The organism is Kitasatospora sp. NPDC101447, assembly GCF_044767225.1.
Taxonomy (GTDB): domain Bacteria; phylum Actinomycetota; class Actinomycetes; order Streptomycetales; family Streptomycetaceae; genus Kitasatospora.
The window spans coordinates 266,676-290,504 of sequence record NZ_JBIWNL010000004.1 but is presented as its reverse complement, the minus strand read 5'-3'; the positions used below and the strand labels follow the sequence as shown (position 1 = coordinate 290,504).

Annotated in this window: 19 protein-coding genes and 1 tRNA gene; 3 read left to right on the top strand and 17 right to left on the bottom strand. The window is 72.8% G+C overall.

Annotated features, from left to right (window positions below):
• Nucleotides 1-34: 34 nt before the first annotated feature.
• The 11 genes from prmC to ACIRST_RS08285 all read right to left on the bottom strand — a co-directional run bounded on the left by prmC (nt 35) and on the right by ACIRST_RS08285 (nt 14,059).
• A complete protein-coding gene (gene prmC, locus ACIRST_RS08335) occupies nt 35-901 on the bottom strand; it encodes a peptide chain release factor N(5)-glutamine methyltransferase (protein ID WP_350522925.1) in 867 nt (288 codons plus the stop codon).
• 63 nt (nt 902-964) lie between these two features.
• A complete protein-coding gene (gene prfA, locus ACIRST_RS08330; protein ID WP_350522926.1) occupies nt 965-2,041 on the bottom strand; it encodes a peptide chain release factor 1 in 1,077 nt (358 codons plus the stop codon).
• A 132-nt stretch (nt 2,042-2,173) separates the two neighbouring features.
• Nucleotides 2,174-2,395, bottom strand: coding sequence for a 50S ribosomal protein L31 (rpmE, locus tag ACIRST_RS08325; RefSeq protein ID WP_030057539.1), 222 nt, complete (start codon nt 2,393-2,395; stop codon nt 2,174-2,176).
• A 137-nt stretch (nt 2,396-2,532) separates the two neighbouring features.
• Nucleotides 2,533-3,678, bottom strand: coding sequence for an LCP family protein (locus tag ACIRST_RS08320; RefSeq protein WP_402800835.1), 1,146 nt, complete (start codon nt 3,676-3,678; stop codon nt 2,533-2,535).
• A gap of 140 nt (nt 3,679-3,818) precedes the next feature.
• Nucleotides 3,819-5,921: a transcription termination factor Rho gene (rho, locus tag ACIRST_RS08315; RefSeq protein WP_350522928.1), complete on the bottom strand. Its 2,103-nt coding sequence runs from the start codon at nt 5,919-5,921 to the stop codon at nt 3,819-3,821.
• Between the two features lie 591 nt (nt 5,922-6,512).
• Nucleotides 6,513-7,451, bottom strand: a complete 939-nt coding sequence (gene thrB / locus ACIRST_RS08310) for a homoserine kinase (RefSeq protein ID WP_350522929.1) — start codon at nt 7,449-7,451, stop codon at nt 6,513-6,515.
• Nucleotides 7,452-7,815: 364 nt separating this feature from the next.
• Complete coding sequence (gene thrC, locus ACIRST_RS08305; protein ID WP_402800833.1) at nt 7,816-8,916, bottom strand: threonine synthase; 1,101 nt, start codon at nt 8,914-8,916, stop codon at nt 7,816-7,818.
• Between the two features lie 9 nt (nt 8,917-8,925).
• Nucleotides 8,926-10,218: a homoserine dehydrogenase gene (locus ACIRST_RS08300; protein WP_350522931.1), complete on the bottom strand. Its 1,293-nt coding sequence runs from the start codon at nt 10,216-10,218 to the stop codon at nt 8,926-8,928.
• A 137-nt stretch (nt 10,219-10,355) separates the two neighbouring features.
• Nucleotides 10,356-11,747: a diaminopimelate decarboxylase gene (lysA, locus tag ACIRST_RS08295; RefSeq protein WP_402800831.1), complete on the bottom strand. Its 1,392-nt coding sequence runs from the start codon at nt 11,745-11,747 to the stop codon at nt 10,356-10,358.
• A gap of 91 nt (nt 11,748-11,838) precedes the next feature.
• Nucleotides 11,839-13,500, bottom strand: a complete 1,662-nt coding sequence (argS, locus tag ACIRST_RS08290; RefSeq protein WP_350522933.1) for an arginine--tRNA ligase — start codon at nt 13,498-13,500, stop codon at nt 11,839-11,841.
• 94 nt (nt 13,501-13,594) lie between these two features.
• Nucleotides 13,595-14,059, bottom strand: coding sequence for a response regulator (locus ACIRST_RS08285; protein ID WP_402800954.1), 465 nt, complete (start codon nt 14,057-14,059; stop codon nt 13,595-13,597).
• Between the two features lie 193 nt (nt 14,060-14,252).
• Between ACIRST_RS08285 and ACIRST_RS08280 the strand changes: the two genes are divergently transcribed.
• Nucleotides 14,253-14,324: transfer RNA gene (locus ACIRST_RS08280), tRNA-Arg, on the top strand.
• Between the two features lie 134 nt (nt 14,325-14,458).
• Here the strand turns inward: ACIRST_RS08280 and ACIRST_RS08275 are convergent.
• From ACIRST_RS08275 to ACIRST_RS08260, 4 genes are all read right to left on the bottom strand, one after another.
• Nucleotides 14,459-15,463 (bottom strand): serine protease, encoded by a 1,005-nt coding sequence (locus tag ACIRST_RS08275; RefSeq protein WP_350522935.1) that lies wholly within the window; start codon nt 15,461-15,463, stop codon nt 14,459-14,461.
• Nucleotides 15,464-15,599: 136 nt separating this feature from the next.
• Nucleotides 15,600-16,520: a carbohydrate kinase family protein gene (locus ACIRST_RS08270; protein WP_350523031.1), complete on the bottom strand. Its 921-nt coding sequence runs from the start codon at nt 16,518-16,520 to the stop codon at nt 15,600-15,602.
• A gap of 141 nt (nt 16,521-16,661) precedes the next feature.
• Entirely contained in the window at nt 16,662-18,317 is a 1,656-nt protein-coding gene (locus ACIRST_RS08265) for an MFS transporter (RefSeq protein WP_350522936.1), read from the bottom strand.
• A 207-nt stretch (nt 18,318-18,524) separates the two neighbouring features.
• Nucleotides 18,525-20,231: a DUF885 domain-containing protein gene (locus ACIRST_RS08260; protein WP_350522937.1), complete on the bottom strand. Its 1,707-nt coding sequence runs from the start codon at nt 20,229-20,231 to the stop codon at nt 18,525-18,527.
• A 139-nt stretch (nt 20,232-20,370) separates the two neighbouring features.
• Between ACIRST_RS08260 and ACIRST_RS08255 the strand changes: the two genes are divergently transcribed.
• Nucleotides 20,371-21,129, top strand: coding sequence for a TetR/AcrR family transcriptional regulator (locus ACIRST_RS08255; protein ID WP_402800828.1), 759 nt, complete (start codon nt 20,371-20,373; stop codon nt 21,127-21,129).
• 86 nt (nt 21,130-21,215) lie between these two features.
• On the opposite strand, the gene ACIRST_RS08250 is transcribed toward ACIRST_RS08255, so the two are convergent.
• Together ACIRST_RS08250 and ACIRST_RS08245 are read right to left on the bottom strand one after the other, a co-directional pair.
• On the bottom strand, nt 21,216-22,067 hold the full coding sequence (locus tag ACIRST_RS08250; protein ID WP_402800826.1) for a fumarylacetoacetate hydrolase family protein: 852 nt from the start codon (nt 22,065-22,067) through the stop codon (nt 21,216-21,218).
• 274 nt (nt 22,068-22,341) lie between these two features.
• Nucleotides 22,342-23,550, bottom strand: coding sequence for a serine/threonine-protein kinase (locus tag ACIRST_RS08245; RefSeq protein ID WP_350522940.1), 1,209 nt, complete (start codon nt 23,548-23,550; stop codon nt 22,342-22,344).
• A gap of 76 nt (nt 23,551-23,626) precedes the next feature.
• Here ACIRST_RS08245 and ACIRST_RS08240 point away from each other — a divergent pair, with 76 nt between their 5' ends.
• Nucleotides 23,627-23,803, top strand: coding sequence for a hypothetical protein (locus ACIRST_RS08240; RefSeq protein WP_402800823.1), 177 nt, complete (start codon nt 23,627-23,629; stop codon nt 23,801-23,803).
• Nucleotides 23,804-23,829: the final 26 nt, after the last annotated feature.

Below are 23,829 nucleotides of genomic sequence, written 5' to 3'. Positions count from 1 at the left end.
GCGCCCTGCGGGCGGTCGTGCTGCGTTCGACTGTTCACAACGACGCCCGTCGGGCGGTCGTGAAGCGCGGCCGGTTGTTCAGGTCGCGGTGGTCGGCGGTGTCCGTCCAGCCGCGTTCCTCGTTGAAGATCCACGGCACCTGGCCGCCCTGCTGGTCGGCGTGCTCGATGACCACCGCGCCGCCCGGGCGCAGCAGCCGCGCGGCGACCCGCTCGATGCCGCGGATGGTGTCCAGGCCGTCCTCGCCGGAGAACAGCGACATCTGCGGGTCGTGGTCGCGGGCCTCCGGCGCGACGTACTCCCACTCGGTGAGCGGGATGTACGGCGGGTTGGAGATCACCAGGTCGAAGCGGCCGTCCCAGGAGCGGTCGTCCTCGAAGGCCCTGGTGGCGTCCCCGGCGTGCAGGGTGACCCGGGCGCGGTCGGGGCTGGCCTCGATGTTGCGCCGGGTGTACTCCAGCGCGCCCTCGTCCAGCTCGAAGGCGTGCACGGTGGAGCGCGGCAGTTCCTGGGCGAGGGCGAGGGCGATCGCGCCGGAGCCGGAGCAGAGGTCCACCACCAGCGGCTCGGCCACGTCCATGTCGCGCACCGCGTCTATGGCCCACTCGACGACCGACTCGGTCTCCGGCCGGGGCACGAACACCCCGGGGCCGACCTCCAGTTCGAGGTAGCGGAAGAACGCCCGTCCGGTGATGTGCTGGAGCGGCTCGCGCGCCTCGCGGCGCGAGACCGCCTCCCAGTAGCGGGCGTCGAAGTCGGCGTCCTTCACCGTGTGCAGCTGGCTGCGCTTGACGTGGTGGACGTAGGCGGCGAGTTCCTCCGCGTCGAAGCGCGGCGACGGCACGCCGGCCGCGGCCAACCGCTGGGTGGCCTGGGCCACCTCGGCGAGCAGCAGGTTCATCCGTACGACCTCTTGTTTCTGCGCTCCGGCTACGGACTGCGCGTGGGCTGGGGCGCGCCGGTCTCAGTTCTCTTGGGCCGCGGCGAGCTTCGCCGCCGCGTCCTTGTCGACGCAGGACTGGATCACCGCGTTCAGCTCGCCGTCCAGGACCTGGTCCAGGTTGTACGACTTGAACCCCGTGCGGTGGTCCGAGATGCGGTTCTCGGGGTAGTTGTACGTCCGGATCCGCTCCGAGCGGTCCACCGTGCGGACCTGGCTGCGGCGCGCGTCCGACGCCTCCCGCTCGGCCTCCTCCTGCGCGGCGGCCAGCAGCCGCGAACGCAGGATGCGCATCGCCTGCTCCTTGTTCTGCAGCTGGCTCTTCTCGTTCTGGCAGGACGCCACGATACCGGTCGGCAGGTGGGTGATCCGGACCGCGGAGTCGGTGGTGTTGACCGACTGGCCGCCGGGGCCGGAGGAGCGGTAGACGTCGATCCGCAGGTCGTTGGCGACGATCTCGACCTCGACCTCCTCCGCCTCGGGGGTGACCAGCACGCCCGCCGCGGAGGTGTGGATGCGGCCCTGGGACTCGGTGGCGGGGACGCGCTGCACGCGGTGCACGCCGCCCTCGTACTTCAGCCGGGCCCAGACGCCCTGGCCGGGCTCGGTGTTGCCCCTGGTCTTCACGGCCACCGAGACGTCCTTGTAGCCGCCGAGGTCGGACTCGTTGGAGTCGATGATCTCGGTCTTCCAGCCGATCCGCTCCGCGTAGCGCAGGTACATCCGGAGCAGGTCACCGGCGAATAGGGCTGACTCCTCGCCGCCCTCGCCCGCCTTGATCTCCAGGATGACGTCCTTGTCGTCGCTCGGGTCGCGCGGCACCAGCAGCAGCCGCAGTTCCTCGGTGAGCTCGTCGCGACGCGCCTCGGACTCCTTCACCTCGGAGATGAACTCCGGGTCCTCCGCGGCGAGTTCGCGCGCGGCCTCGATGTCCTCGCCGGTCTGTCGCCACTGCCGGTAGACCCGGGTGATCGGGGTCAGCTCGGCGTACCGCTTGGCCAGCTTGCGCGCGTTGGCCTGGTCGGCGTGGACGGACGGATCGGCCAGCCTCTTTTCGAGGTCGGCGTGCTCGACGAGGAGCTCTTCGACTGCCTCGAACATGGGGTGGCCTTCTTCCCGGGGGCTCGGATCGGGTTGGGGAGGGGGGAACGCGCGGGGGGACGCGAACGGCGCCGGCCCCCGACGCCCCCGACAACGAGTACGGGGGCGCCGGGAACCGGCGCCGAGTGAGCGCTAGGCCTTCGCGCTGTGCTGCTTGCCGAAGCGGGCCTCGAAGCGGGCCACGCGGCCACCGGTGTCGAGGATCTTCTGCTTGCCGGTGTAGAACGGGTGGCACTGCGAGCAGACCTCGGCGCGGATCTCGCCACTGGTCTCGGTCGAGCGGGTGGTGAACTCGGCGCCGCAGGTGCAGGTCACGCGGGTGACCACGTACTCGGGGTGAACGTTGGGCTTCAAGGGGTTCTCCTAGGTTTCGGGAGGGCACCGGGTCGGCGGCTGGAGTGCCGCACGTGAACCGGGACCGACGGACCAGTCTGCCAGGACGGGCCGCATCTTCCCAAACCGGGTCGCGTTCCGGGATATTCCGGGCCCGCTCAGTGCGTGGCGCCGGCCTTCGCGCTCGCCTTCGCAGTCGCCTTCCCCGCGGCCCGTCCGGGGGTCGACGGGGCGGCCGCGGAGGCCGTGGGGGCCGCCTGGGCGGGATTCTCCGGCTGCGCGGAGACGACCGCCTGCGGGAGCTCCCGGTCGGCCTTGAGGGCCGCCCAGAGCTGGTCGGCCTGCGGCTGCAGCTCGACCACCCGGTTCGGGTCGCCGGGGGCGGTCTGCACCGGCAGGGTCACCATGCCGAGCTGGTCCGGCCCGATCCCCTTGAGCTCCTGGAAGAGCCCCACCAGGGCGTTCACCGAGCCGAGCGCGGAGTCGGTGGTGATGCTCCTGGTCATGGTGTCGCCGATCGACCACAGCTTGACCGGGTCGGTGAACAGTCCCGCCCCGCCGGCCTGCCGGAGCAGCGACTTCACCATCTGCTTCTGCAGCTCGATCCGGCCGAGGTCGCTGCCGTCGCCGACGCCGTGCCGGGTGCGGACGAAGGCGAGCGCCTGCTGACCGTCCAGGTGGTGCTGCCCGGGCGGCAGGTCGAGCCCGCTGTCCTTGTCGTGGATGGCCACCGTGGTGGTCACGGTGGCCCCGCCTATCGCGTCCACGACCCGGGCGAAGCCGGCGAAGTCGATCTGCAGGTAGTGGTCCATCCGGAGCCCGGTGAGCTGCTCGGTGGTCTTGACCGCGCAGGCCGCGCCGCCGGTCTCGAAGGCGCTGTTGTACATCGCGCGCTTGGCGCCGGGCACGGCCGTGCCGTTCGCGCCGGTGCAGTCGGGGCGGGCCACCAGGGTGTCGCGCGGTATCGAGACGATCTGCGCGCGCGAGTGGTCCTGGTTGACGTGCACCACCATCGCGGTGTCCGAGCGGGCGGTGTCGCCGGTGTCCCCGCCGGCCAGGTCGCCGTTCTCGCCGCTGCGCGAGTCGGAGCCCAGCACCAGGACGTTGAAGGACCCGTCGGTGGCGGCCGGCGGCCGGGCGTCGCCGAGGCGGCCGTCGATGTCGACGCTCTTGATGTTGCCGTTGAGCTTCACGTACGCGTAGACGGCCGCGCCGGTGCCGAGGACGACGAGCGCGACGAACGCACAGGCAGCCGTCCGCAGGACCTTGCGGCGGCGACTGGGGACCCTCTTGTGCTCGGCCATACGGTCCAGAATAAATCGGACAACATGATCCAAAGAGCCTCAATTGTCCCGACTCTGGAACAACCCGGGTGCGAACGCACGGAACCCCGGACCGCTCGCGCGATCCGGGGTTCCGTGCTTCGACAGCCGTCCGGCTACGGTCAGTCGCCGGAGCCGGGGGTGGTCTTGGCGATCTGCATCAGGAACTCGGCGTTGCTCTTGGTCTGCTTCATCTTGTCCAGGAGCAGCTCGATCGCCTGCTGCGAGTCGAGCGCGTGCAGCACCCGGCGGAGCTTCCAGACGATGGCCAACTCCTCGTTGCCGAGCAGGATCTCCTCCTTGCGGGTGCTGGAGGCGTCCACGTCGACGGCCGGGAAGATGCGCTTGTCCGAGAGCTTCCGGTCGAGCTTGAGCTCCATGTTGCCGGTGCCCTTGAACTCCTCGAAGATCACCTCGTCCATGCGCGAGCCGGTCTCGACCAGCGCGGTGGCCAGGATGGTCAGCGAGCCGCCGTTCTCGATGTTGCGCGCGGCACCGAAGAACTTCTTCGGCGGGTAGAGCGCGGTCGAGTCGACACCACCGGACAGGATGCGGCCGGAGGCCGGCGCCGCCAGGTTGTAGGCGCGGCCCAGGCGGGTGATCGAGTCCAGCAGGATGACCACGTCGTGGCCCAGCTCCACCAGGCGCTTGGCGCGCTCGATGGCCAGCTCGGCGACGGTGGTGTGGTCCTCCGCCGGGCGGTCGAAGGTCGAGGAGATGACCTCGCCCTTCACCGACCGCTGCATGTCGGTGACCTCTTCCGGACGCTCGTCGACCAGGACGACCATCAGGTGGCACTCGGGGTTGTTGTGGGTGATCGCGTTGGCGACCGCCTGCAGCACCATCGTCTTGCCGGTCTTCGGCGGCGCGACGATCAGACCGCGCTGGCCCTTGCCGATCGGCGACACGAGGTCGATGATGCGGGTGGTCAGCACGCCCGGGTCGGTCTCCAGGCGCAGCCGCTCCTGCGGGTAGAGCGGGGTGAGCTTGTTGAACTCGGGGCGGCCGCGGCCGCTCTCCGGGTCCATGCCGTTGACGGAGTCCAGCCGCACCATCGCGTTGAACTTCTCGCGGCGCTCGCCGTCGCGCGGCTGGCGCACCGCACCGGTGATGGCGTCACCCTTGCGCAGGCCGTTCTTGCGGACCTGGGCGAGCGAGACGTAGACGTCGTTCTGGCCCGGCAGGTAGCCGGAGGTGCGCACGAACGCGTAGTTGTCGAGGATGTCGAGGATGCCCGCGACCGGGATCAGGACGTCGTCCTCGCCGATCTGCGGCTCGGCCGGGCCGGCCTCGAAGCCGTCGCGGCCACGACGGCCCCGGCGGTCGCGGTAACGGCCCCGACGGCCACGACGGCCCTCGCCGAACTCGTCGTCGTCGTAACCGCCCTGGCCCTGCTGGACCTGCGGCTGCTGGGCCTGCTGGCCCTGGCGGCCCTGCTGGTCGCCCTGGCCGCTGCCCGGCTGCTGGGTCTGCTGACCCTGGCGGTCGGCGCGCTCGCGGCGGTTGCGGCGGTCGCGACGCGACTCGCGCGTGTCGCCGTCCTGGGCCTCGCCGGCCTCCGGACGCTCGGTGCGCTCGGTGCGCTCGCCGCCCTCGCGGCGGTCACGGCGCTCGCGGCGGTCGCGACGGCTCTCGCGGCCGTCCTCGCGGCCCTCGAAGCCGCGGGTCTCGGCCGGGCGGGCCTCGGCCTGCTTCGACTCGGCGACCGCGACGGTGGCGGCCTCGGCCGCGGCCTCGGCGGCCGGGGCGACGGGCGCGCCGGCGGCCGAGGTGGCCCGGCGGCGGGTGCGCTCGGCACGGGCCGGCGCGGCGGTCTCGGCGGCGGCCTGGACCGGGATCTCGATCTGGGCCTGCGGCTCGGCGGCGGCCGGGGCCTCGGCGGCGGCCTTGGCGGCGGCGGCCTTGGTGCGGCGGGCCGGCTTCTCGGCCGGGGCCTCGGCGTCCGCCTTGGCGGCGGTGCGCTTCGCGGCGGCCGGGGCGCCACCGGCGGCGAGCAGCGGGTCCCCGCCGCTCTTCTCCTTGATGGTCTCGATCAGCTGGCTCTTGCGCATGCGTCCGGTACCGGTGATGCCAAGGTCCGCGGCGAGCTTCTGCAGCTCGGCCAGGACCATGCCGTCCAGGCCCGCGGCGGCACTGCGGCGGCGCCGCGCCGGGGCAGCGGGGGCGGCTGCGTCCGACGCGTCGGCGTCCGGGCGCGCGCCCATCAGATCGGTGGAGTCGCTCACTAAGGGTCCTTCCCTGGAGCGGACGTCGGCCTGTCTGGCTCGGCGACCGGTTGTGCTGTCCTGACCAACGCTCGACTGCGTCGGTCCGAGGCGGTGATCCCTCGAATGGCGGGAGCCCGTCGAGGGAGAGCTGCGAGGTGCGGTGCTTGAAGCACGGTGGTGCTGAGTGGCGCGGTGGGCCGGTCGTGTGTCGACCTCCCCTTGAGGGCGTAACCCCCACGCTCCCTGCGAATCCCGGGCCCCCGTCGCGTGACGGTGGCCCGCGCTCCGCCCGTCCTGGCCTCTTAGGTGGGAGGCCGCGGGTGGGAGTCAGGTGCCGTCACGGCTTCGGGATGCGGCCGCATGTCGCGCAGGCAGGCTGCGTACGCGCTGCGGTGGGCTCCCGGAGAATCGTCGCCCCGTGCATCGCCGGGACTCCACGGCAGTGGAGTGCTGGGATCGGGACGCGGCGCACCGAGCCCCGGAGGGCACCTGGTGCAGCAATGAGGTTAACACTACCGACCCCCTCAGACATTCCCCAGCCTTGCGCTTGCCAATCGTGTCCGGCCCGGCCCGCTCGACGCGGGCCGGTGCCGGGCCCGTACGGGCTGCTCAGACGTCCAGCGGGAGCACGACGGCCCCGGCGCGGTCGACGTCCAGCCGGTGCGCGGCGAACGCCGGGTCGCCGCCGTGTCCGTGGTGCCCGGCGAAGGAGAGCACCTTGTCGGCGCCCGCCTCGTCGGTGAGCGCGAGGACGGTCGGGCCGGCCCCGGAGATGACCGCGGGGATGCCCTCCGCGCGCAGCGCGCCGACCAGGCCGGCGCTGTCCGGCATGGCCGAGGCGCGGTAGTCCTGGTGCAGCCGGTCCTCGGTGGCGGCGAAGAGCAGCTCGGGGCGCCTGGTCAGCGCCTCCACCAGCAGCGCGGAGCGGCCGGCGTTGACCGCGGCGTCGGCCAGCGGGACGGTCTTCGGCAGCAGGCCGCGGGCGGTCTCGGTGAGCACCTCGCCGGCCGGGACGAACACCACCGGGACGACCTGCTCGGCGGGCTCCAGGGCGACGGCCTTGGCGCACTCGTCGTCGGTCCAGGCGATGGTGAAGTTGCCGCGCAGGCAGGCCGCGACGTTGTCCGGGTGGCCCTCCAGCTCGGAGGCGAGGGCCAGCAGCGCGTCGTCGTCCAGTGCGGACGGACCCCCGATGGTGACCGCGCGGGCGGCCACGATCCCGGCGCAGATGGCGGCGGAGGAGGAACCGAGGCCCCGGCCGTGCGGTATCCGGTTGGCGCAGACCACTTCGAGGCCGCGCGGCTGGCCGCCGAGCCGGTCGAACGCGGCGCGCATCGAGCGGACCAGCAGGTGGCGCTCGTCGCGCGGCAGCGTCTCGGCGCCCTCGCCGGCGATGTCGACGGACAGGCCGGAGTCGGCGACCCGGACGACCACGTCGTCGTACAGACCCAGCGCGAGTCCGAAGGCGTCGAAGCCCGGGCCGAGGTTGGCGCTGGTCGCCGGAACCCGGACGCGGACGGCGGCGGCACGGAACGCAGGACCGGCCATGCGGTGGACTCTCCTGGGGAAATCGGGCGGCGCGGAGCGCGTCGTCGGTGCGAAGGTGGGGGAACGGGCCGCAGGCCCTTCGGGGCGGGCGGCCGCAGTCGTCGGCGCGGCCCGGACGGTACCGGGCCCGGGGCATGTGCCACACGGCCGGACCCAGAGTATCGAAGAGAGGTTCCCGAGCGGTACACCCCGTGGGCCTTCGATCTGGTGTGTTGCCGGTTGTGGCCGGAATGCACACCCCACTCCGTCAAAGAGCGGGGCGAAAACGCCTCGGAATGCACAGCGGAATTGACACAAAAGTGTCAGCGGAGAACTTTGACGGGCCGACCCCCGAAAGGGTCGGCCCGTCGAAGCGTCGGACCCGTCAGCGGTCGAGCAGGCCGAGGCTCCGGGCCGCGGTCTCCGGGTCGACCGGGACGACCTGCGGCTGCGGCGCGCCGGCCACCGCCCAGTCGGGGTCCTTGAGGCCGTTGCCGGTCACGGTGCAGACGATCCGCTGGCCCGGGTCGACCAGGCCGGCCTCCGCCTTGGCCAGCAGGCCGGCCACCGAGGCGGCCGAGGCGGGCTCCACGAAGACGCCCTCCTGCGAGGCCAACAGCCGGTAGGCGGACAGGATCTGACGATCCGTCACCTTGTCGATGAGGCCGCCGGACTCGTCCCGCGCGGCGAGCGCGAAGTCCCAGGAGGCCGGGTTGCCGATCCGGATCGCGGTGGCGATGGTCTGCGGCTTGAGCACCGGGGCGCCGTCCACGATCGGGGCCGAGCCGGCCGCCTGGAAGCCCCACATCCGCGGGGTGTGCGAGGCCAGGCCGTCCGCGGCGTATTCGCGGTAACCCTTCCAGTACGCGGTGATGTTGCCCGCGTTGCCGACCGGCAGGACGTGGATGTCCGGGGCGTCGCCGAGCATGTCGACGATCTCGAAGGCCGCGGTCTTCTGGCCCTCGATCCGCACCGGGTTCACCGAGTTGACCAGGGCCACCGGATACTTCTCGGACAGTTCACGCGCAAGGGTGAGGCAGTCGTCGAAGTTCCCGTCGACCTGCAGGATCTTCGCGCCGTGCACCAGCGCCTGGCCCATCTTGCCGAGGGCGATCTTGCCCTGCGGGACGAGCACGGCGGAGACCATCCCGGCCCGCACCGCGTACGCGGCGGCGGAGGCCGAGGTGTTGCCGGTGGACGCACAGATGACGGCCTGTGCGCCCTCCTCCTTGGCCTTGGAGATGGCCATCGTCATCCCGCGGTCCTTGAAGGACCCGGTCGGGTTGGCGCCCTCGACCTTGAGGTAGACCTCGCAGCCGGTGCGCTCGGAGAGCACCTGGGCGGGGACCAGGGGCGTGCCGCCCTCCAGCAGGGTGACCACCGGGGTGGCCGCGGTGACCGGCAGGCGGTCCCGGTACTCCTCGATCAGGCCGCGCCACTGGTGGGTGTGCGCGCCTCGGACGACGTTCTCGGCAACGGCGTTCATGGCAGTTCCTTATTCCCCTTCGACCCGCATGATGCTGGCCACGTCCCGCACGCTGTCCAGCGCACGGAGCTTGTCGACCGTCGCCGACAGCGCGGCGTCGGTGGCACGGTGGGTGACCACGACGAGCGAGGCGTCGCCGTCGCGGCCCTGCTGGCGCACGGTGTCGATGGAGACGCCGTGCTCGGCGAAGACGGACGCCACCTGGGCGAGCACACCCGCACGGTCGTCCACGTCCAGGCTGACGTGGTAGCGGGTGACGACCTCGTCCATCGGCTTGGCCGGCAGCTGCGTGTACACGGAGTCACCGGGGCCGGTGGCGCCGGCCAGCTTGTTGCGGCAGACCGCGACCAGGTCGCCCAGCACCGCGGAGGCGGTCGGCGAGCCGCCCGCGCCCGGGCCGTAGAACATCAGCCGGCCGGCCGCCTCGGCCTCGACGAACACCGCGTTGTACGCCTCGCGGACGGACGCCAGCGGGTGCGAGAGCGGGATCATCGCCGGGTGGACGCGCGCGGTGACGGACTCGCCGTGGGCCGCCCGCTCGCAGATCGCGAGCAGCTTGACCACGCAGCCCATCTCCTTGGCCGAGGCGATGTCGGCCGCGGTCACCTCGGTGATGCCCTCGCGGTAGACGTCCGCGGCGGTGACCTTGGTGTGGAAGGCGATGCCGGCCAGGATCGCGGCCTTGGCGGCGGCGTCGAAGCCCTCGACGTCGGCCGTCGGGTCGGCCTCGGCGTAGCCCAGCGCGGTGGCCTCCTCCAGCGCCTCCGAGTAGCCGGCGCCGGTGGTGTCCATCTTGTCGAGGATGAAGTTGGTGGTGCCGTTGACGATGCCCAGCACCCGGTTGACCTTGTCGCCCGCGAGGGACTCGCGCAGCGGGCGCAGCAGCGGGATCGCGCCCGCCACCGCGGCCTCGTAGTACAGGTCCACCCCGGCCGCGGCGGCCGCGGTGTGCAGCTCGGCGCCGTCCTGGGCGAGCAGGGCCTTGTTGGCGCTGACCACCGAGGCGCCGTGCTTGAACGCCGCCAGGATGTGCTGTTTGGCCGGCTCGATGCCGCCCACCACCTCGACCACGACGTCGATGTCGCCCCGGTTGATCAGGGCCTCGGCGTCGGTGGTGATGAGGTGCTCGGGCACACCGGGGCGGGCCCGGCCGGCCCGGCGGACCGCGATCCCGGCCAGCTCCACCGGGGCACCGATGCGAGCGGCGAGGTCGTCGGCCGTCGTCGTCATGATGCGCGCCACCTCGGAGCCCACCACACCACAACCCAGCAACGCCACCTTCAGCGGGCGCGTACGCATCATCCGACTCCGCTCTGCATTCATCGTGCTTCGGTATTTCCGGCGGTTTTCCGGCGCCGCCGGGAACTTCGGTCCGTACCAGTCTCCGGGACTTTCCGTACGGATCTACGGTCGTTCCATGATCTGAGACAAGGATTTCGTCATCCGATATCCAGACGCAGGAGATCTTCCTCCGTCTCGCGCCGGACGATCACCCGCGCCGCACCGTCCTTGACGGCCACCACGGGAGGCCTGAGGGCGTGGTTGTAGTTGCTCGCCATCGAGCGGCAGTAGGCGCCGGTGGCGGGCACCGCGATCAGGTCGCCCGCGGCCAGGTCGGACGGCAGGAAGGCGTCCCGCACGACGATGTCGCCGGACTCGCAGTGCTTGCCGACCACCCTGACCAGCATCGGCTCGGCGTCGCTGGTGCGCGACACCAGGGCCACCGAGTACTCGGCGTCGTACAGCGCGGTGCGGATGTTGTCGGACATCCCGCCGTCCACGCTGACGTAGGTGCGCAGGCCCGGCAGCTCCTTGACGGTGCCGACCTCGTACAGCGTGAACGCCGTCGGGCCGACGATCGCCCGGCCCGGCTCCACGCACAGCCGCGGGGCGTTCAGGTTCGCGGCGGCGCACTCGCGGCGGACGATGTCGGCCAGCGCGGCCGCGATCTCGGCCGGCTCGCGCGGGTCGTCCTCGCTGGTGTACGCGATGCCGAGGCCGCCGCCGAGGTCGATCTCGGGCAGCTCGACGCCGTGCTCGTCGCGGATCTGCGCCAGCAGGCCGACCACCCGGCGGGCGGCGACCTCGAAGCCCGCCGTGTCGAAGATCTGCGAGCCGATGTGCGAGTGGATGCCGCGCAGCTCCAGGCTGTCGTGGCCGAGTACCCGGCGCACCGCCTCGGCGGCGGCTCCCCCGGTCAGCGACAGGCCGAACTTCTGGTCCTCGTGCGCCGTGGCGATGAACTCGTGGGTGTGCGCCTCGACGCCGACCGTGATCCGGATCAGCACCTGCTGGCGCACGCCCTGGCGGGCCGCGATCGCGGCGAGCCGCTCGATCTCCTCGTACGAGTCGACCACGATGTGGCCGACGCCGGTCTTCACCGCGTGTTCGAGCTCGTCCACCGACTTGTTGTTGCCGTGCAGCGCGATCCGCGCCGACGGCATCCCGGCGGCCAGCGCCACCGCCAACTCGCCCGCGCTGCACACGTCGAGGTTGAGGCCCTCCTCGTGCAGCCAGCGCACGACGGCCTTGGAGAGGAACGCCTTGCCGGCGTAGTAGACGTCCGCGTCGGTGCCGAAGGCGTCCCGCCAGGCGCGCGCCCGGGAGCGGAAGTCCTCCTCGTCCAGCAGGTACGCCGGGGTGCCGAACTCGGCCGCCAGCTGCTTGACGTCGATCCCGCCGACGGTGGCCACGCCCTCGGCGTCGCGGGTGACGGTGCGCGACCAGACCTTCGGGTCGAGCGCGTTGAGGTCGGCGGGCGGGGCCTGGTAGTGGCCCTCGGGCAGGACGTCTCCGTGACGGGGGCCTGCCGGGTGTGCGGAACGACTCATGCTGGTTCGTCCTTCGAGAGACCTATGGCGAGGGGCGGCGACGGTCCCCGTTGACCGTCAGCCGCCCCCGCTCTGCGCTTGGGGGTGGTGCCTACATCCGCTCGGGCGCCGTCACGCCCAGGAGCGTGAGGCCGTTGGCCATGACCGTGCGCGTGGCCTCGACCAGCCAGAGCCGGGCCCGGTGCGTGTCGTTGAGCTCCTCGTCGCCCTTGGGCAGGAACATGCAGTTCTCGTACAGGCGGTGGTACTTGCCCGCGAGGTCCTCCAGGTAGCGCGCGACCCGGTGCGGCTCGCGCAGCTCGCCGGCCGTGGCGAGGATGCGCGGGAACTCGCCGAGGGCGCCGAGGATGTCGCTCTCCCACTCGGTCGCGAGCAGCTCGGGTTTGAACTGCTCGGCCGTGCCCTTGTCCACGCCCAGCTCGGCGGCCTTGCGCGCCACGCCGCACATCCGGGTGTGGGCGTACTGGACGTAGTAGACCGGGTTCTCGTTGGTCTGGCTGGTGAGGACGTTGATGTCCAGCGTGATCGTCGAGTCCGTGGAGGAGCGCGCCAGGGTGTAGCGGGCGGCGTCCACGCCGATCCACTCGACCACGTCGTCGATCGTGATGATGTTGCCCGCACGCTTGGACATGCGGACCTCTTCGCCGTCGCGAAGCATCTTCACGAACTGGCCGATCTTCACCTCGATGTTGTGGTTCATGTCGTCGCCCGCGCAGGCCGAGATGGCCTTGAGGCGGTTGACGTAGCCGTGGTGGTCGGCGCCCAGCATGTAGAGCGCGACCTCGGCGCCGCGGTCCCGCTTGGACAGGTAGTACGCGGCGTCGGCGGCGAAGTAGGTCTTGTCGCCGTCGGCCTTGATCAGGACGCGGTCCTTGTCGTCGCCGAAGTCGGTGGTGCGCAGGAAGACCGCACCGTCCTGCTCGAAGACGTGGCCCTGCTCGCGCAGCCGCTCGATGGCCTTCTCGACGGCGCCCGAGTCGTGCAGCGTCTTCTCCGAGAACCACACGTCGAAGTGGGTGCCGAACTCGTCCATCGAGCGCTTGATCTCGGCCACCATGAGCTTGAGGCCCTCGGTGCGGAAGACCTCCAGCTGCTCGGCCTCGGAGAGGTCGAGCACGCCCGGGATCGCGTCGGTCAGCGCCTTGGCGATGTCGACGATGTACTCGCCGACGTACCCGCCCTCGGGCACCTCGCGGCCGTTCGCGGCGGCCTGCAGCGAGGCGGCGAACTTGGTGATCTGCACACCGGCGTCGTTGAGGTAGTACTCGGTGGTGACGTCGGCGCCGGAGGCCCGCAGCACGCGCGCCATCGAGTCGCCGACGGCGGCCCAGCGGACGCCGCCGATGTGGATCGGACCGGTCGGGTTGGCGGAGACGAACTCCAGGTTGATCTTCAGGCCGTTCAGGGCGTCGTTGCGGCCGTAGGCCTCGCCCGCCTCGACGACGGTGCGGGCGAGCGCGCCGGCGGTGGCGGTGTCCAGGGTGATGTTCAGGAAGCCCGGACCGGCGATGTCGACCGCGGAGACGCCGGTGATCCCTCGCAGGCGCTCGGCCAGGACCTCGGCAACGGCTCGCGGCGGCTTGCCGGCCGCCTTGGCGAGCTGGAGGGCCACGTTGGTCGCGTAGTCGCCGTGGTCCCTGTTCTTGGGCCGCTCGACCGTCACGTGCTCGGGCACGGCGACGGCCAGCTCGCCCGCCTCGACGGCGGTGCTCACTGCGGCCTGGATTGCCTGGGAAAGGTCTGCGGGGGTCACGACGCCAAGCGTAGGCGAGACGGGGTACCCGCCCGCCACTCGGTTTACCGGTTGAGACGCCCGGAGGCGCCGACGCGCCGTCCGCCGCGGGGTCTCAGCCGCGATCGGTCCGCTCCGTTCGCTCAGGGCGAAACTCGCGGGACCGTGCGCCGAACCGCCCGTCGGACCGGGCGTCGAGCGCGCCGCCGTCCGCGCCGAGCAGCATCAGACGGCGGACCATGGCCACCAGGTCGGCCGGGTCGAAGGGCTTGCCGAGGTAGCCGTCCACGCCGGCCGCCTCCCCCAGGTCCAGGTCCGCCGGGGTGCAGGCGCTCACGATCGCGATCGGCAGTCGACTGGTGTCCGGTGTCGCGCGCAGCCGGGCCGCCGTCCGCAGGCCGTCCAGCCGCGGCATCATCACGTCCAGCGTCACCACGTCCGGCTTCACCCGGCGGACGACCTCCAGGCACTCGGCGCCGTCGGCGGCGGTCACCACCTCGAAGCCCTCAAGCTCCAGGTTGACCCTGATCAGCTGGCGGATCACCTCGCTGTCGTCCACCACGAGGACCCGCCCGGACACTCCCGACACCTCACCGAGGGTATCCGCGGCCCCGCCGCCCCGTCCGGCCTTTGGGCACTTCCGCTCCCCCGGCCGCCCGGCCGCCGCCCCGCCCACCGCCCCGACGATCTTCCGGGAAACCCGTGCACGGACCACGGCCCCGGCCTGGTAGTGTTCTCCACGTCGGAAGCGCGAGCGTCCGACAGGCCAGTAGGCCCCCGTAGCTCAGGGGATAGAGCACCGCCCTCCGGAGGCGGGTGCGTAGGTTCGAATCCTACCGGGGGCACTTCGCAGGAAGTGCAACAGAGGCCCAGATCAGTGGAGTTGATCCACGGATCTGGGCCTTCGTCATGTCCGGGCCGCGCGGCTCCGGGCCCTGCCGCTCCGGCCCGCCCGGGTGGTGCGGGCGGGCCGGAGCGGTCAGGACTCGGCGGACTCGACCTGGCTGTAGAGCGTCGCGATGGTGTGGTCGAAGTAGGCGCTGTAGGAGACGTCGTCGGTGTCGCCGCCCTGCTGGTAGCCGCCGATGGCGCCGACCACGTCGCCCGTGGCGGTGTTGATCCAGGGGCCGCCGCTGGTGCCCGCCGGGTAGGACGGGCAGTCGATGACCCGCTCGTAGGTGCTCTTCCGGTCGGTCGTGTTGGTGCACAGCTCGGGCGTCTCGGAGTCGGCGGGGTAGCCGTAGAGGCGGACGGTCGAGCCGAAGGGCTCGTCGGTGCCCAGGCGGTTGCCGCCGACCACGTCCTCGACCTTGCGACCGTTGCTCGGGGCGGTCTCCAGGATCGCGAAGTCCTCGTCCACGTCGCCCTTCTGGGACCAGCCGGTGGTGGTGTGGACCGCGGTGACCCGCCAGGTGCCGTACGGGGCGGAGCCGTCGCGGTAGCCGGGGGCGAAGGTGACGCCGTCGGTGCTGTCGAGGCAGTGCGCGGCGGTCAGCAGCAGGTTCCCGGTGGCGCTGTGCAGCACGCTGGCGGTGCAGAAGTGGTTGCCGGCCTCCACCGAGCCGCTGAACAGCGCGCCGACGGTGGCGGTTTCGCGGATGTCGGCGGAGGCGGCGGCGGTCTTCCCGAGGACGGCACCGCGGGTGTCGGGGGTGGCGGCCGCGGCGGCCGTCGGGCTGTCGCCCGGGGTGGGGGTGGCGGTGGCCGCGGGCGGGTCGGCCGGGATCGCGGTGTCCGTCGGGGTCGGGGTGTCGGTCGGCGTGGGGGCGGCGACCGGGGCGGGCAGCGCGTCCGCGGTGGTGGTCGGGGTGGGCACGACGACGGCGCGGGTGCTGCGCGCGGCCTTCCCGGCGGCCGTGGCGTCGGACAGGTCGAGGCCGTGCGTCCCGGCGACGACGGCGGCCACCACGACCGCGGACAGTGCGGTGAACAGGGAGGGAGCCAGCAGGCGGCGGCGTGACCTCGGGCGGCGGTGCTGACCCATGCCTGACTCTCCTGCCGGGTTCGGTGGCGGTGTTCGGTCAACGACTATGACGCCTCCGACTGGAAAGGTCGTTATCGGTGCCTTGGAGGTCGATGAGAAATCCGTCACTCGGGCGCCGACGGCCGCCGCCCCCGGGTCATCCGCCGTTCAGCACCGCGTCGAGCCCGGCCGCGTCGACGAAGGCGGTGTGCGTCCCGGCGGAGGTGCAGGCGAAGGCGCCGGCCGCCGAGCCGGCGCGGGCGCAGTCCAGCGGCGGACGGCCCCGGAACCAGCCGTACAGGAAGCCGGTGACGAAGGCGTCCCCGGCACCGTTGGTGTCCACCACCGGGCGGCCCGGGTCGACGGCCGGCAGGTGGCGGAGCACGCCGTCCTCCCGGGTGAGCAGGTGGCAGCCGTCGGCGCCGGCGGTGGCGACGACCACCCGCGCGCGGCCCTCGGCGAGGATCGCGCGCATCACCTCCTCGTACCGGCCGCGGCAGCCCGCCACCGAGAGGAAGACCAGATCGGAGCCGAGCGCGTAGTCGCGGTGGTGCGGGTCGGCGCCGTCCCAGTCGTGCAGGTCGGTGGAGGTGGTGCGGCCGAGCCGGTGCAGGTCGCCGTACATGTCCCGGTTGACGCCGGTGATGGAGAGGTGGACGTGCCGGCTGCGCTCGGCGTACGGCAGGTAGAAGTCGCGCGGAAGTCGCAGGTCGGCCGGGTGGCGGCCGTCGTAGAAGGAGAACCGGCGGCCCGCGGCGTCGACCAGGTTGACCCCGCGCGGGGTGCCGTGCGGGCTCACCAGGTGCCCGAAGTGCAGGCCGTGGCGCTCGTAGGCGGCCCGGATCAGGGCGCCCTGCGGGTCGTCGCCGAGGAAGTCCAGGAAGGCGGTGCGCAGGCCGAGGTGGTGGGCGCCGAGGGCGACGCCGTTGCCGGTGTGGCCGACGTAGTCGTGCACCGGGCCGACGAACTGCGAGTCGCCGGGCGGGATCTCCAGCCGCTCGACCCGGACGACGGTGTCCACGCCGGCGCCGCCGACGACGAGCAGGTCGAACTCGGGCCGCGCGGGTCCGGACGGCACCGGCTCGGGAGCCGTGGTCGCGGACGGCACGGGCGCGGACGGCGTGGTCTCGGGCAGCACGGCGGCGCCTCCTTGATCCCTGGACGGTGGCCAGGAGTCAAGCAGGCGCCGGAGGTTGACTGCAAGACCTTGCTGCAAACGTCAATCGGCCGGTGGGCGCTCCACCCCCGCTTCGGAGCGGACCTCGCCGCCCGCCCGGACGTTGGCCCGGACGTCCGCCATGGCGGCCTCCCGGGGGCTCGGCCGGCCGTCCACGGCCCGCACGGCGGAGACCGCCGTGGCGCCCGCTCCCGTACCGGCCTCGACGGCGCCGGTCCCGACGGCACCCGCCTCGACGGCGGTGGCCTCACCGGGCGCCGGCCGGTGGTCGATCATCAGGAAGGCGACCAGCGCGGCCAGCAACAGGATGCCCATCGCCACCCAGGTCGCGACCACGTACCCGTGCACCGCGCCCTGGGCCTGCACCGCCGGGTCGGAGGCGATCCGGGTGGCCAGGAAGGTCGCGGTGGCACTGGCCGCAATGGTGTTCAGCAGTGCCGTGCCGAAGGAACCGCCCACCTGCTGGGCCGAGTTGATGGTGGCCGAGGCCGCGCCGGCCTCGTTCGGGGCGACCCCGAGGGTGGCCAGGCTCATCGACGGCATGAACACCAGGCCCATGCCGAAGCCCAGCAGCAGCTCGGCGGGCAGCACCATGCCGGCCCACGGGCTGTCCACGTGCATCTGGGTCAGCCAGGCCATGCCGCCACCGGCGAGCAGCAGTCCCGGCGCGATCAGGTTCCGGGACGGCACCCTGGTCATCAGCCGGGCCGCGATCCCGGTCGAACTGATCACGATGGCGGCCGTCATGGGCAGGAAGGAGAGGCCGGACACGATCGGCGAGAAGTGCTTGATGGCCTGCAGGTAGTAGGTCAGGAACAGGAACAGGCCGAACATGCCGACCATCGCCAGGCCGACCGACAGGGCGCCGCCACCGCGGTTGCGGTCGGCGATGATGTGCGTCGGCAGCAGGGCGTGCGGGGTGCGCTTCTCGACCAGGACGAACACCGCGAGCAGCGCCACGCCCAGGAACAGCGATCCCAGCACCAGCGCGTCGCCCCAGCCCCGGGTGACGGCCTCGGAGGTGCCGAAGACGATCGCCAGCAGGCCGCCGCAGCCGAGCAGCGCCCCGGGCAGGTCCAGCTTGACCCGGTGCCCCTTGGCGACGTGGTCGCGCTGGAGCACGGAGAACGCGGCGAAGGCGGTGGCGATGGCGATCGGGGTGTTGACGAACAGGCACCAGCGCCAGTTCAGGTACTCGGTCAGCAGGCCACCGGCGATGAAGCCGATCGCGGCGCCGCCGCCGGCGATCGCACCGAAGATGCCGAAGGCCGTACTGCGTTCCTTCGGGTCGGAGAAGGTGGTGGAGAGCAGCCCCAGCGCGGAGGGGGCGAGCAGGGCACCGAACGCGCCCTGGAGGGCGCGGGCGCCGAAGAGCATGGACGGGTCGGCCGCCGCGCCGCCGAGCGCGGAGGCGAGGGCGAAGCCCAGCAGCCCGATGGTGAAGACGCGCTTGCGCCCGAAGAGGTCGCCCAGCCGTCCGCCGAGCAGCAGCAGACCGCCGAAGGCCAGCGTGTAGGCGGTGATCACCCACTGCCGGTCGGCGTCGGATATGCCCAGGTCCCGCTGGGCGGACGGCAGTGCGATGTTCACGATGGTGATGTCGAGGACGATCATGAGCTGGGCGACGGCGATGACGGCCAGCGCCCACCAGCGCCGGCTGTCCGCGTTCTCATGACCGATGGCAGGTTGCTCAGTCACGGTCGAGCCTTCCGGAGTGTGGCGGAGAGGTCACGCAGTCGCCTTCCAGCCAATACCCGGGTCCGACGGAATGGCAAGGAAAAACCTCACCAAATCAGACTTTTGGGACAAAAGAACCAGGAGTCTGGGACTTCGGGACGAGCCCCCGGGACCCCGGTCCGGTACGGCTCCCGCACCCGTGCGCGCAGGAGCCGTACCGGCGGCCGGCTACAGCGCCGAGAGCTCGTCGACCAGGTCGTCCAGCCCCAGCGAGCCCTGCGACAGCGCCGCCATGTGCCAGGCCTTGAGGTCGAACTCCTCGCCGCGCGCCTCGTGCGCCGCCTTCGCCGCCGCCCGGCCGCGCAGCCAGGCGCGCTCGCCCAGCTTGTAGCCGATCGCCTGGCCGGGCATGCCCAGGTAGCGGACCAGCTCGCTGTCCAGGAAGTCGTCGGACAGGCCGCAGTACTGCCCGAAGAACTCGCGGGCGTGCTCCGGGCTCACCGGCTCGCCCGGCTTGTACGGGGAGTCGGCCGGGAAGTCCAGGCCCGCGTGCATGCCGATGTCGACGATGACCCGCAGCGCCCGCATCATCTGCGCGTTGAGGTAGCCGAGGCGCTGGCCCGGGTCGGTGAGGTAGCCGAGCTCGTCCATCAGGCGCTCGGCGTACAGCGCCCAGCCCTCCAGGTTGGCGCTGACCCCGCCGAGGCTCACCTGGTAGGTGGAGAGCCGGTCGGCGACGTAGTTCCACTGCGCGAGCTGCAGGTGGTGGCCCGGGACGCCCTCGTGGTACCAGATCGACACCAGGTCCCAGAGCGGGAAGCGCTCCCGGCCGAGCAGCGGCAGCCAGGTCCGCCCGGGCCGGACGAAGTCCAGCGACGGCGGGGTGTAGTACGGCGCGGCGGCGCTGCCGGCCGGGGCGATCTTCGACTCGACCCGGGTGACCGGCTCGGCCAGGTCGAAGTGGGTGCCCTGGAGGTCCCGGATCGCCTGGTCCATCAGGCTCTGCAGGTGCTCCCGGATGCCCTCGGCGCCCTCGACGGCCGGGCCGTCGGTGCCCAGCCAGGTCATCGCCGCCATCGGGTCGGCGCCCGGGAGGACCTTCTCGGCCTCGACGCGCATCTGCGCCAGCAGGTCGTGGAACTCGGTCCAGGCCCAGGCGTACGCCTCGTCCAGGTCGAGGTCGGCGCCGGCCCAGTAGCGGACCCACCGGCGGTAGCGCTCGCGGCCCACCGCGTCCGGGGTGCCGGCCGCGGCCGGGCCGTAGACGTCGCGCAGCCAGTCGCGCAGCGCGGCCAGGCCCTCGGTGGCGGCGACCGCGTGCTCGGACAGCCCGGCGCGCAGACCCTCCGGCGCGTCCTGGACGAACTGGCCGAACCAGCCCCCGGCGACTTCCCCGTCCAGCCACTCGCCGATCTGCCCGACCACCGTCTCCACCTGGCGCGGACCGGCGAGCAGGCCTCGCTCGACGCCCTCGGCCAGGGTCTGCCGGTACTGCTCCAGCGCGACCGGGACCTTCGCCAGCCGGCGGCCGACCACCTGCCACTCGGCCTCGGTGCCGGTGGCCATCAGGGTGAAGGACTCCCGCAGTTCGTGCACCGGGGAGGCCAGGTTGCGCACCGCGCGGAAGTTCTCGCCCGCCTCGTGGACCGCGAGTTCGGCGGTCAGCCGCTCGCGCAGCAGCCGGGCGCAGCGGCGCTCGGCCTCGTCCCCGGCGGCACCGGCCCGCTCGGCGTCGCCGAGCTGCGCCAGGGTGCGGCGGGCGAGGTCGGCGATCGCCTCGCGGCCGGCCGGGGAGAGGTCGGGCAGTCGGTCGTCCTCGGGGTTGAGGCCGAGGTAGACCGCGGTCAGCGGATCGAGTTCGGCCAGGGCACGGACGTACCCGTCCGCGATGCGGCGCGGGGTGGTGCCGTCGGCGGTGATCAGTTCTTCAACCATCCGGACATCATTTCGTGGCGCGGCCCGTTTGCAACCCCTTTGCCACCGGCTTCCATCGGCCCGGATGCGAGGACGACCCGCGGAAATCCGTTCGGCGGGACAGGATCCGATCGGTCCGACGCCCATTACGCTGACCGCCATGGAAGCCCGCCCCACCTCGGCATCCGACCAGGTGCCCGCCCCGGCCGTACCCCCGACGCGCCCCCGACGCACCGGCTACCGGCGACTGCCGGTCCAACAGCGGCGCGAGCAGTTGATCTCGGTCGCCCTGGAGCTGTTCGCCTCCCGACCACCCGAGGAGGTGAGCCTGGACGACGTCGCCGAGGCCGCCGAGGCCTCCCGCCCGCTGGTCTACCGCTACTTCGCGGGCGGCAAGCAGCAGTTGTACGAGGCCGCGCTGCGCACCGCGGCCGACGAGCTGACCAGCCGCTTCGTCGTCCCGCTGACCGGCACGCCGTCCGAGCAGCTGGCGGCCGTGCTGGACGGCTACTTCGCCTTCGTCGCCGAGCACGACGCCGGCTACTCGGCGCTGCTGCGCGGCGGTTCGGTGGTGGAGACGGCCCGCACCTCGGCGATCGTGGACGACGTCCGGCGGGCCGCGCTGCGGCGCACGCTGCGCCACCTCGGCGTGCGGGAGGCCGGACCGCGGCTGACGCTGCTGGTGCGCTCGTGGATCGCGGTGGTCGAGGGCGCGTCGCTGACCTGGCTGGACGAGGGGCGCACGCTGCCGGTGGCGGAGCTGCGCGACTGGCTGGTGGACCAGTTCACCGCGATGGCGGCGGCGACCGCGCTGCACGACCCGCAGACGGCGGAGGTGCTGGCGGGGCTGCTCGCGCTGGAGGGCCCGCAGGCGCCGCGGGCCGCGCGGCTGCGGGAGGTCCTGGACGACCGGCGCTGACGCTCCCGACCCCCGTGCCCGGGGTCGGGGCCGTCCGGCGCGACCGGGCCCGGCCGTCCTCGGCAGGGACCGGGCGGCCGCCCGCGTCAGGCCTTGCCCAGCACCTGACGCTGGCGGCCGAGGCCGTCGATCTCGATCTCGACGACGTCGCCCGGGGCGAGGAACGGCGTGCCCGGGCGGCCCAGGGTGACCCCGGCCGGAGTGCCGGTGATGACGACGTCCCCGGGCTCCAGCACCATGAACCGGCTCGCGTAGCGGACCAGTTCGAGCACCGGGAAGATCATCTCGGCAGTGCTGCCGGACTGCCGCTGCTCGCCGTTGACCCAGAGCCGCAGCGCCAGGCCCTGCGGGTCCGCCACCTCGTCGGCGGTGACCAGCCAGGGCCCGAGCGGGGTGAAGGTCTCCGCCGACTTGCCCTTGTCCCACTGGCCGCCGCGCTCGAACTGGAACGCCCGCTCGGTGACGTCGTTGGCGATCGTGTAGCCGGCGATCACCTCGGCGGCCTCGGCGTGCGAGTCCAGGTAGCGGGCGGTACGGCCGATCACCACGGCCAGCTCGGCCTCGTAGTCGGTCTTCTCGCCGCCGCGCGGCACCAGCACCTCGTCGTACGGGCCGACCACCGTGGAGCTCGGCTTGAGGAAGATCACCGGCTCGTCCGGGATCGCGGCCCCGGCCTCGGCCGCGTGGTCGCGGTAGTTGAGCCCGATCCCGACGACCTTGCCCGGGCGGGCCACCGGCGCGCCCACGCGCTGCCCGGCCAGGTCCACCACCGGCAGGACGCCGGCGGCCACGTCCCGGGCCAGCGCGGCCGGGTCCAGCCCGGCCAGGAAGGCCCCGTCGAGGTCGCGGGCCCGCCCGGAGAGGTCGTACGCGGTGCTGTCCTCACCCAGGACGACCGGGCGCTCGGCGCCCGGGGGTCCGACGCGCAGGAGCTTCATCGATCCGTCACCAGCCTTTCGTCGCAGCTCACGGGGCGGTTCGGACACCGCACCCGAGTCCGGCAACGAGGTATACCAACGCGCCGGGGCGGCGGACCAGACCGTCCCGATGGGCGAAATCCTCCCGGTTCCGGTCGCGGCCCGGGGCCCGGATCGGGTGGCCGCACGGTTGACATCGGGGCCCGGGTCGGCAGCGCCCTTGCCTTCGCCTTCGCCACCACCTCCGCCACAGCCGCCACCGCCTCCGTCACCGCCCGACCGGGCCGGGGGCGCCTCAGCCGGCCTGGGCGCCGCCGAGCAGCTCCCCCAGGCTCAGCGCGCGCGGCCGGCCCGGGCCGAGCCGGGCGACCTCCCGCTGCCAGTGCGCGAGGTCCCGCCGGGCGTCGGCCCAGGCCTCCGGGGCGGCGCCCGGCGCCCGGGTCAGCTCGGTCAGCAGGGCGACCGCCGCCCCCGGGCTGCCGTCCCGGGCGAGCCAGAGGGCCAGGTCGTGGCAGGTGCGCAGGGTGCGCGGATCGCTCGGGCCGCAGATCCGGGCGAAGTCGGGGACGAGCGCGGTGAGGATCTCCACCGCCTCGGCCGGCTCGCCCGCCGTGCCGTACTGCCAGGCACGGTCGGCCCGCTTGCGCAGCTGGTCCGGGCTGGGGTCGCCCGGGCCCAGCATCCCGGGGCGGACGGCGCGCAGCCGCTCCAGGACCTCGGCGGCGCTGGACGGCCGGTCCGCGGGCCGCTTGGCGAGCAGCTCGGCGACCAGGTCGGCCAGCGCCGGGTCCTTGCTGCGCACCCGCGGCGGGACCTCCTCCAGGTGCTTGTACATGTACTCGGTGGGCTGCGCGGCACGGAAGGGCCGCTCGCCGGTGCAGACCTGGTACAGCATGACGCCGAGCGCGTAGAGGTCGGCCCGGCCGTCCACCGGGCCGCCGGACCAGCACTCGGGCGCGAGGTACGGGACGGTGCCGATCACGTTGCCGGTGGAGGTGAGCCGGACGGTCTGGGTGACCAGCCGGGCGATGCCGAAGTCCAGGACCTTGGCCCGCTCCCCGTCCCGCACGATCATCACGTTCTCGGGCTTGATGTCCCGGTGCACGACGTCCGAGCGGTGCGAGGCGTCCAGCGCCTTGCAGACGTGCCGCATCCAGCGCAGCGCCTTCGCGTGGTCCGGCAGGCCGTCCTTGAGCACGTCGGACAGCGCCTCGCCGAGGACCAGCTCCATCACCAGGTAGGGGATGCGCCCGGAGCCGGCCGCCGTCCACCCGTAGTCGTACACGGTGACGATGTGCGGGTTGTTGAGGCCGCCGGCCGTCCTGGCCTCGCTGACGAACCGGCTGACCGCCTCCTGGTCGGTGGCGTGTTCGGCAAGCAGCACCTTGACCGCGACCTGCCGGTCGATGGTCGTGTCGGTCGCGCGCCAGACCACGCCGAAGCCGCCCCGGCCCAGCCGCTCCTCCAGCCGGAAGCGACCGCCGAGCACCTCGTCCTTCTCCATGCCCTCCCCCAACTCGACCGCGCCCGCCCGGGGTTCACGTCGGAGGGTCACCATAGCGGCGGGCGGGGACGAACGGGTGAACGGCCGGCTGCTCGACCCGGCCCTGGGCGGCACCCCGCACACCGGCCTGCGCTCGGCCGCCGCCTTCGCCCGCCCGCGCACCGACGCCCCGGGGTTCCGGCAGAACGACGCGGCCGCCCGGGCGCTGCTGCGGGCGCCGGCCGCGCTCCCGGCCGCGGCACCGGCGGCCTGAGCACGCGGCCTGAGCACGGTGCCTGA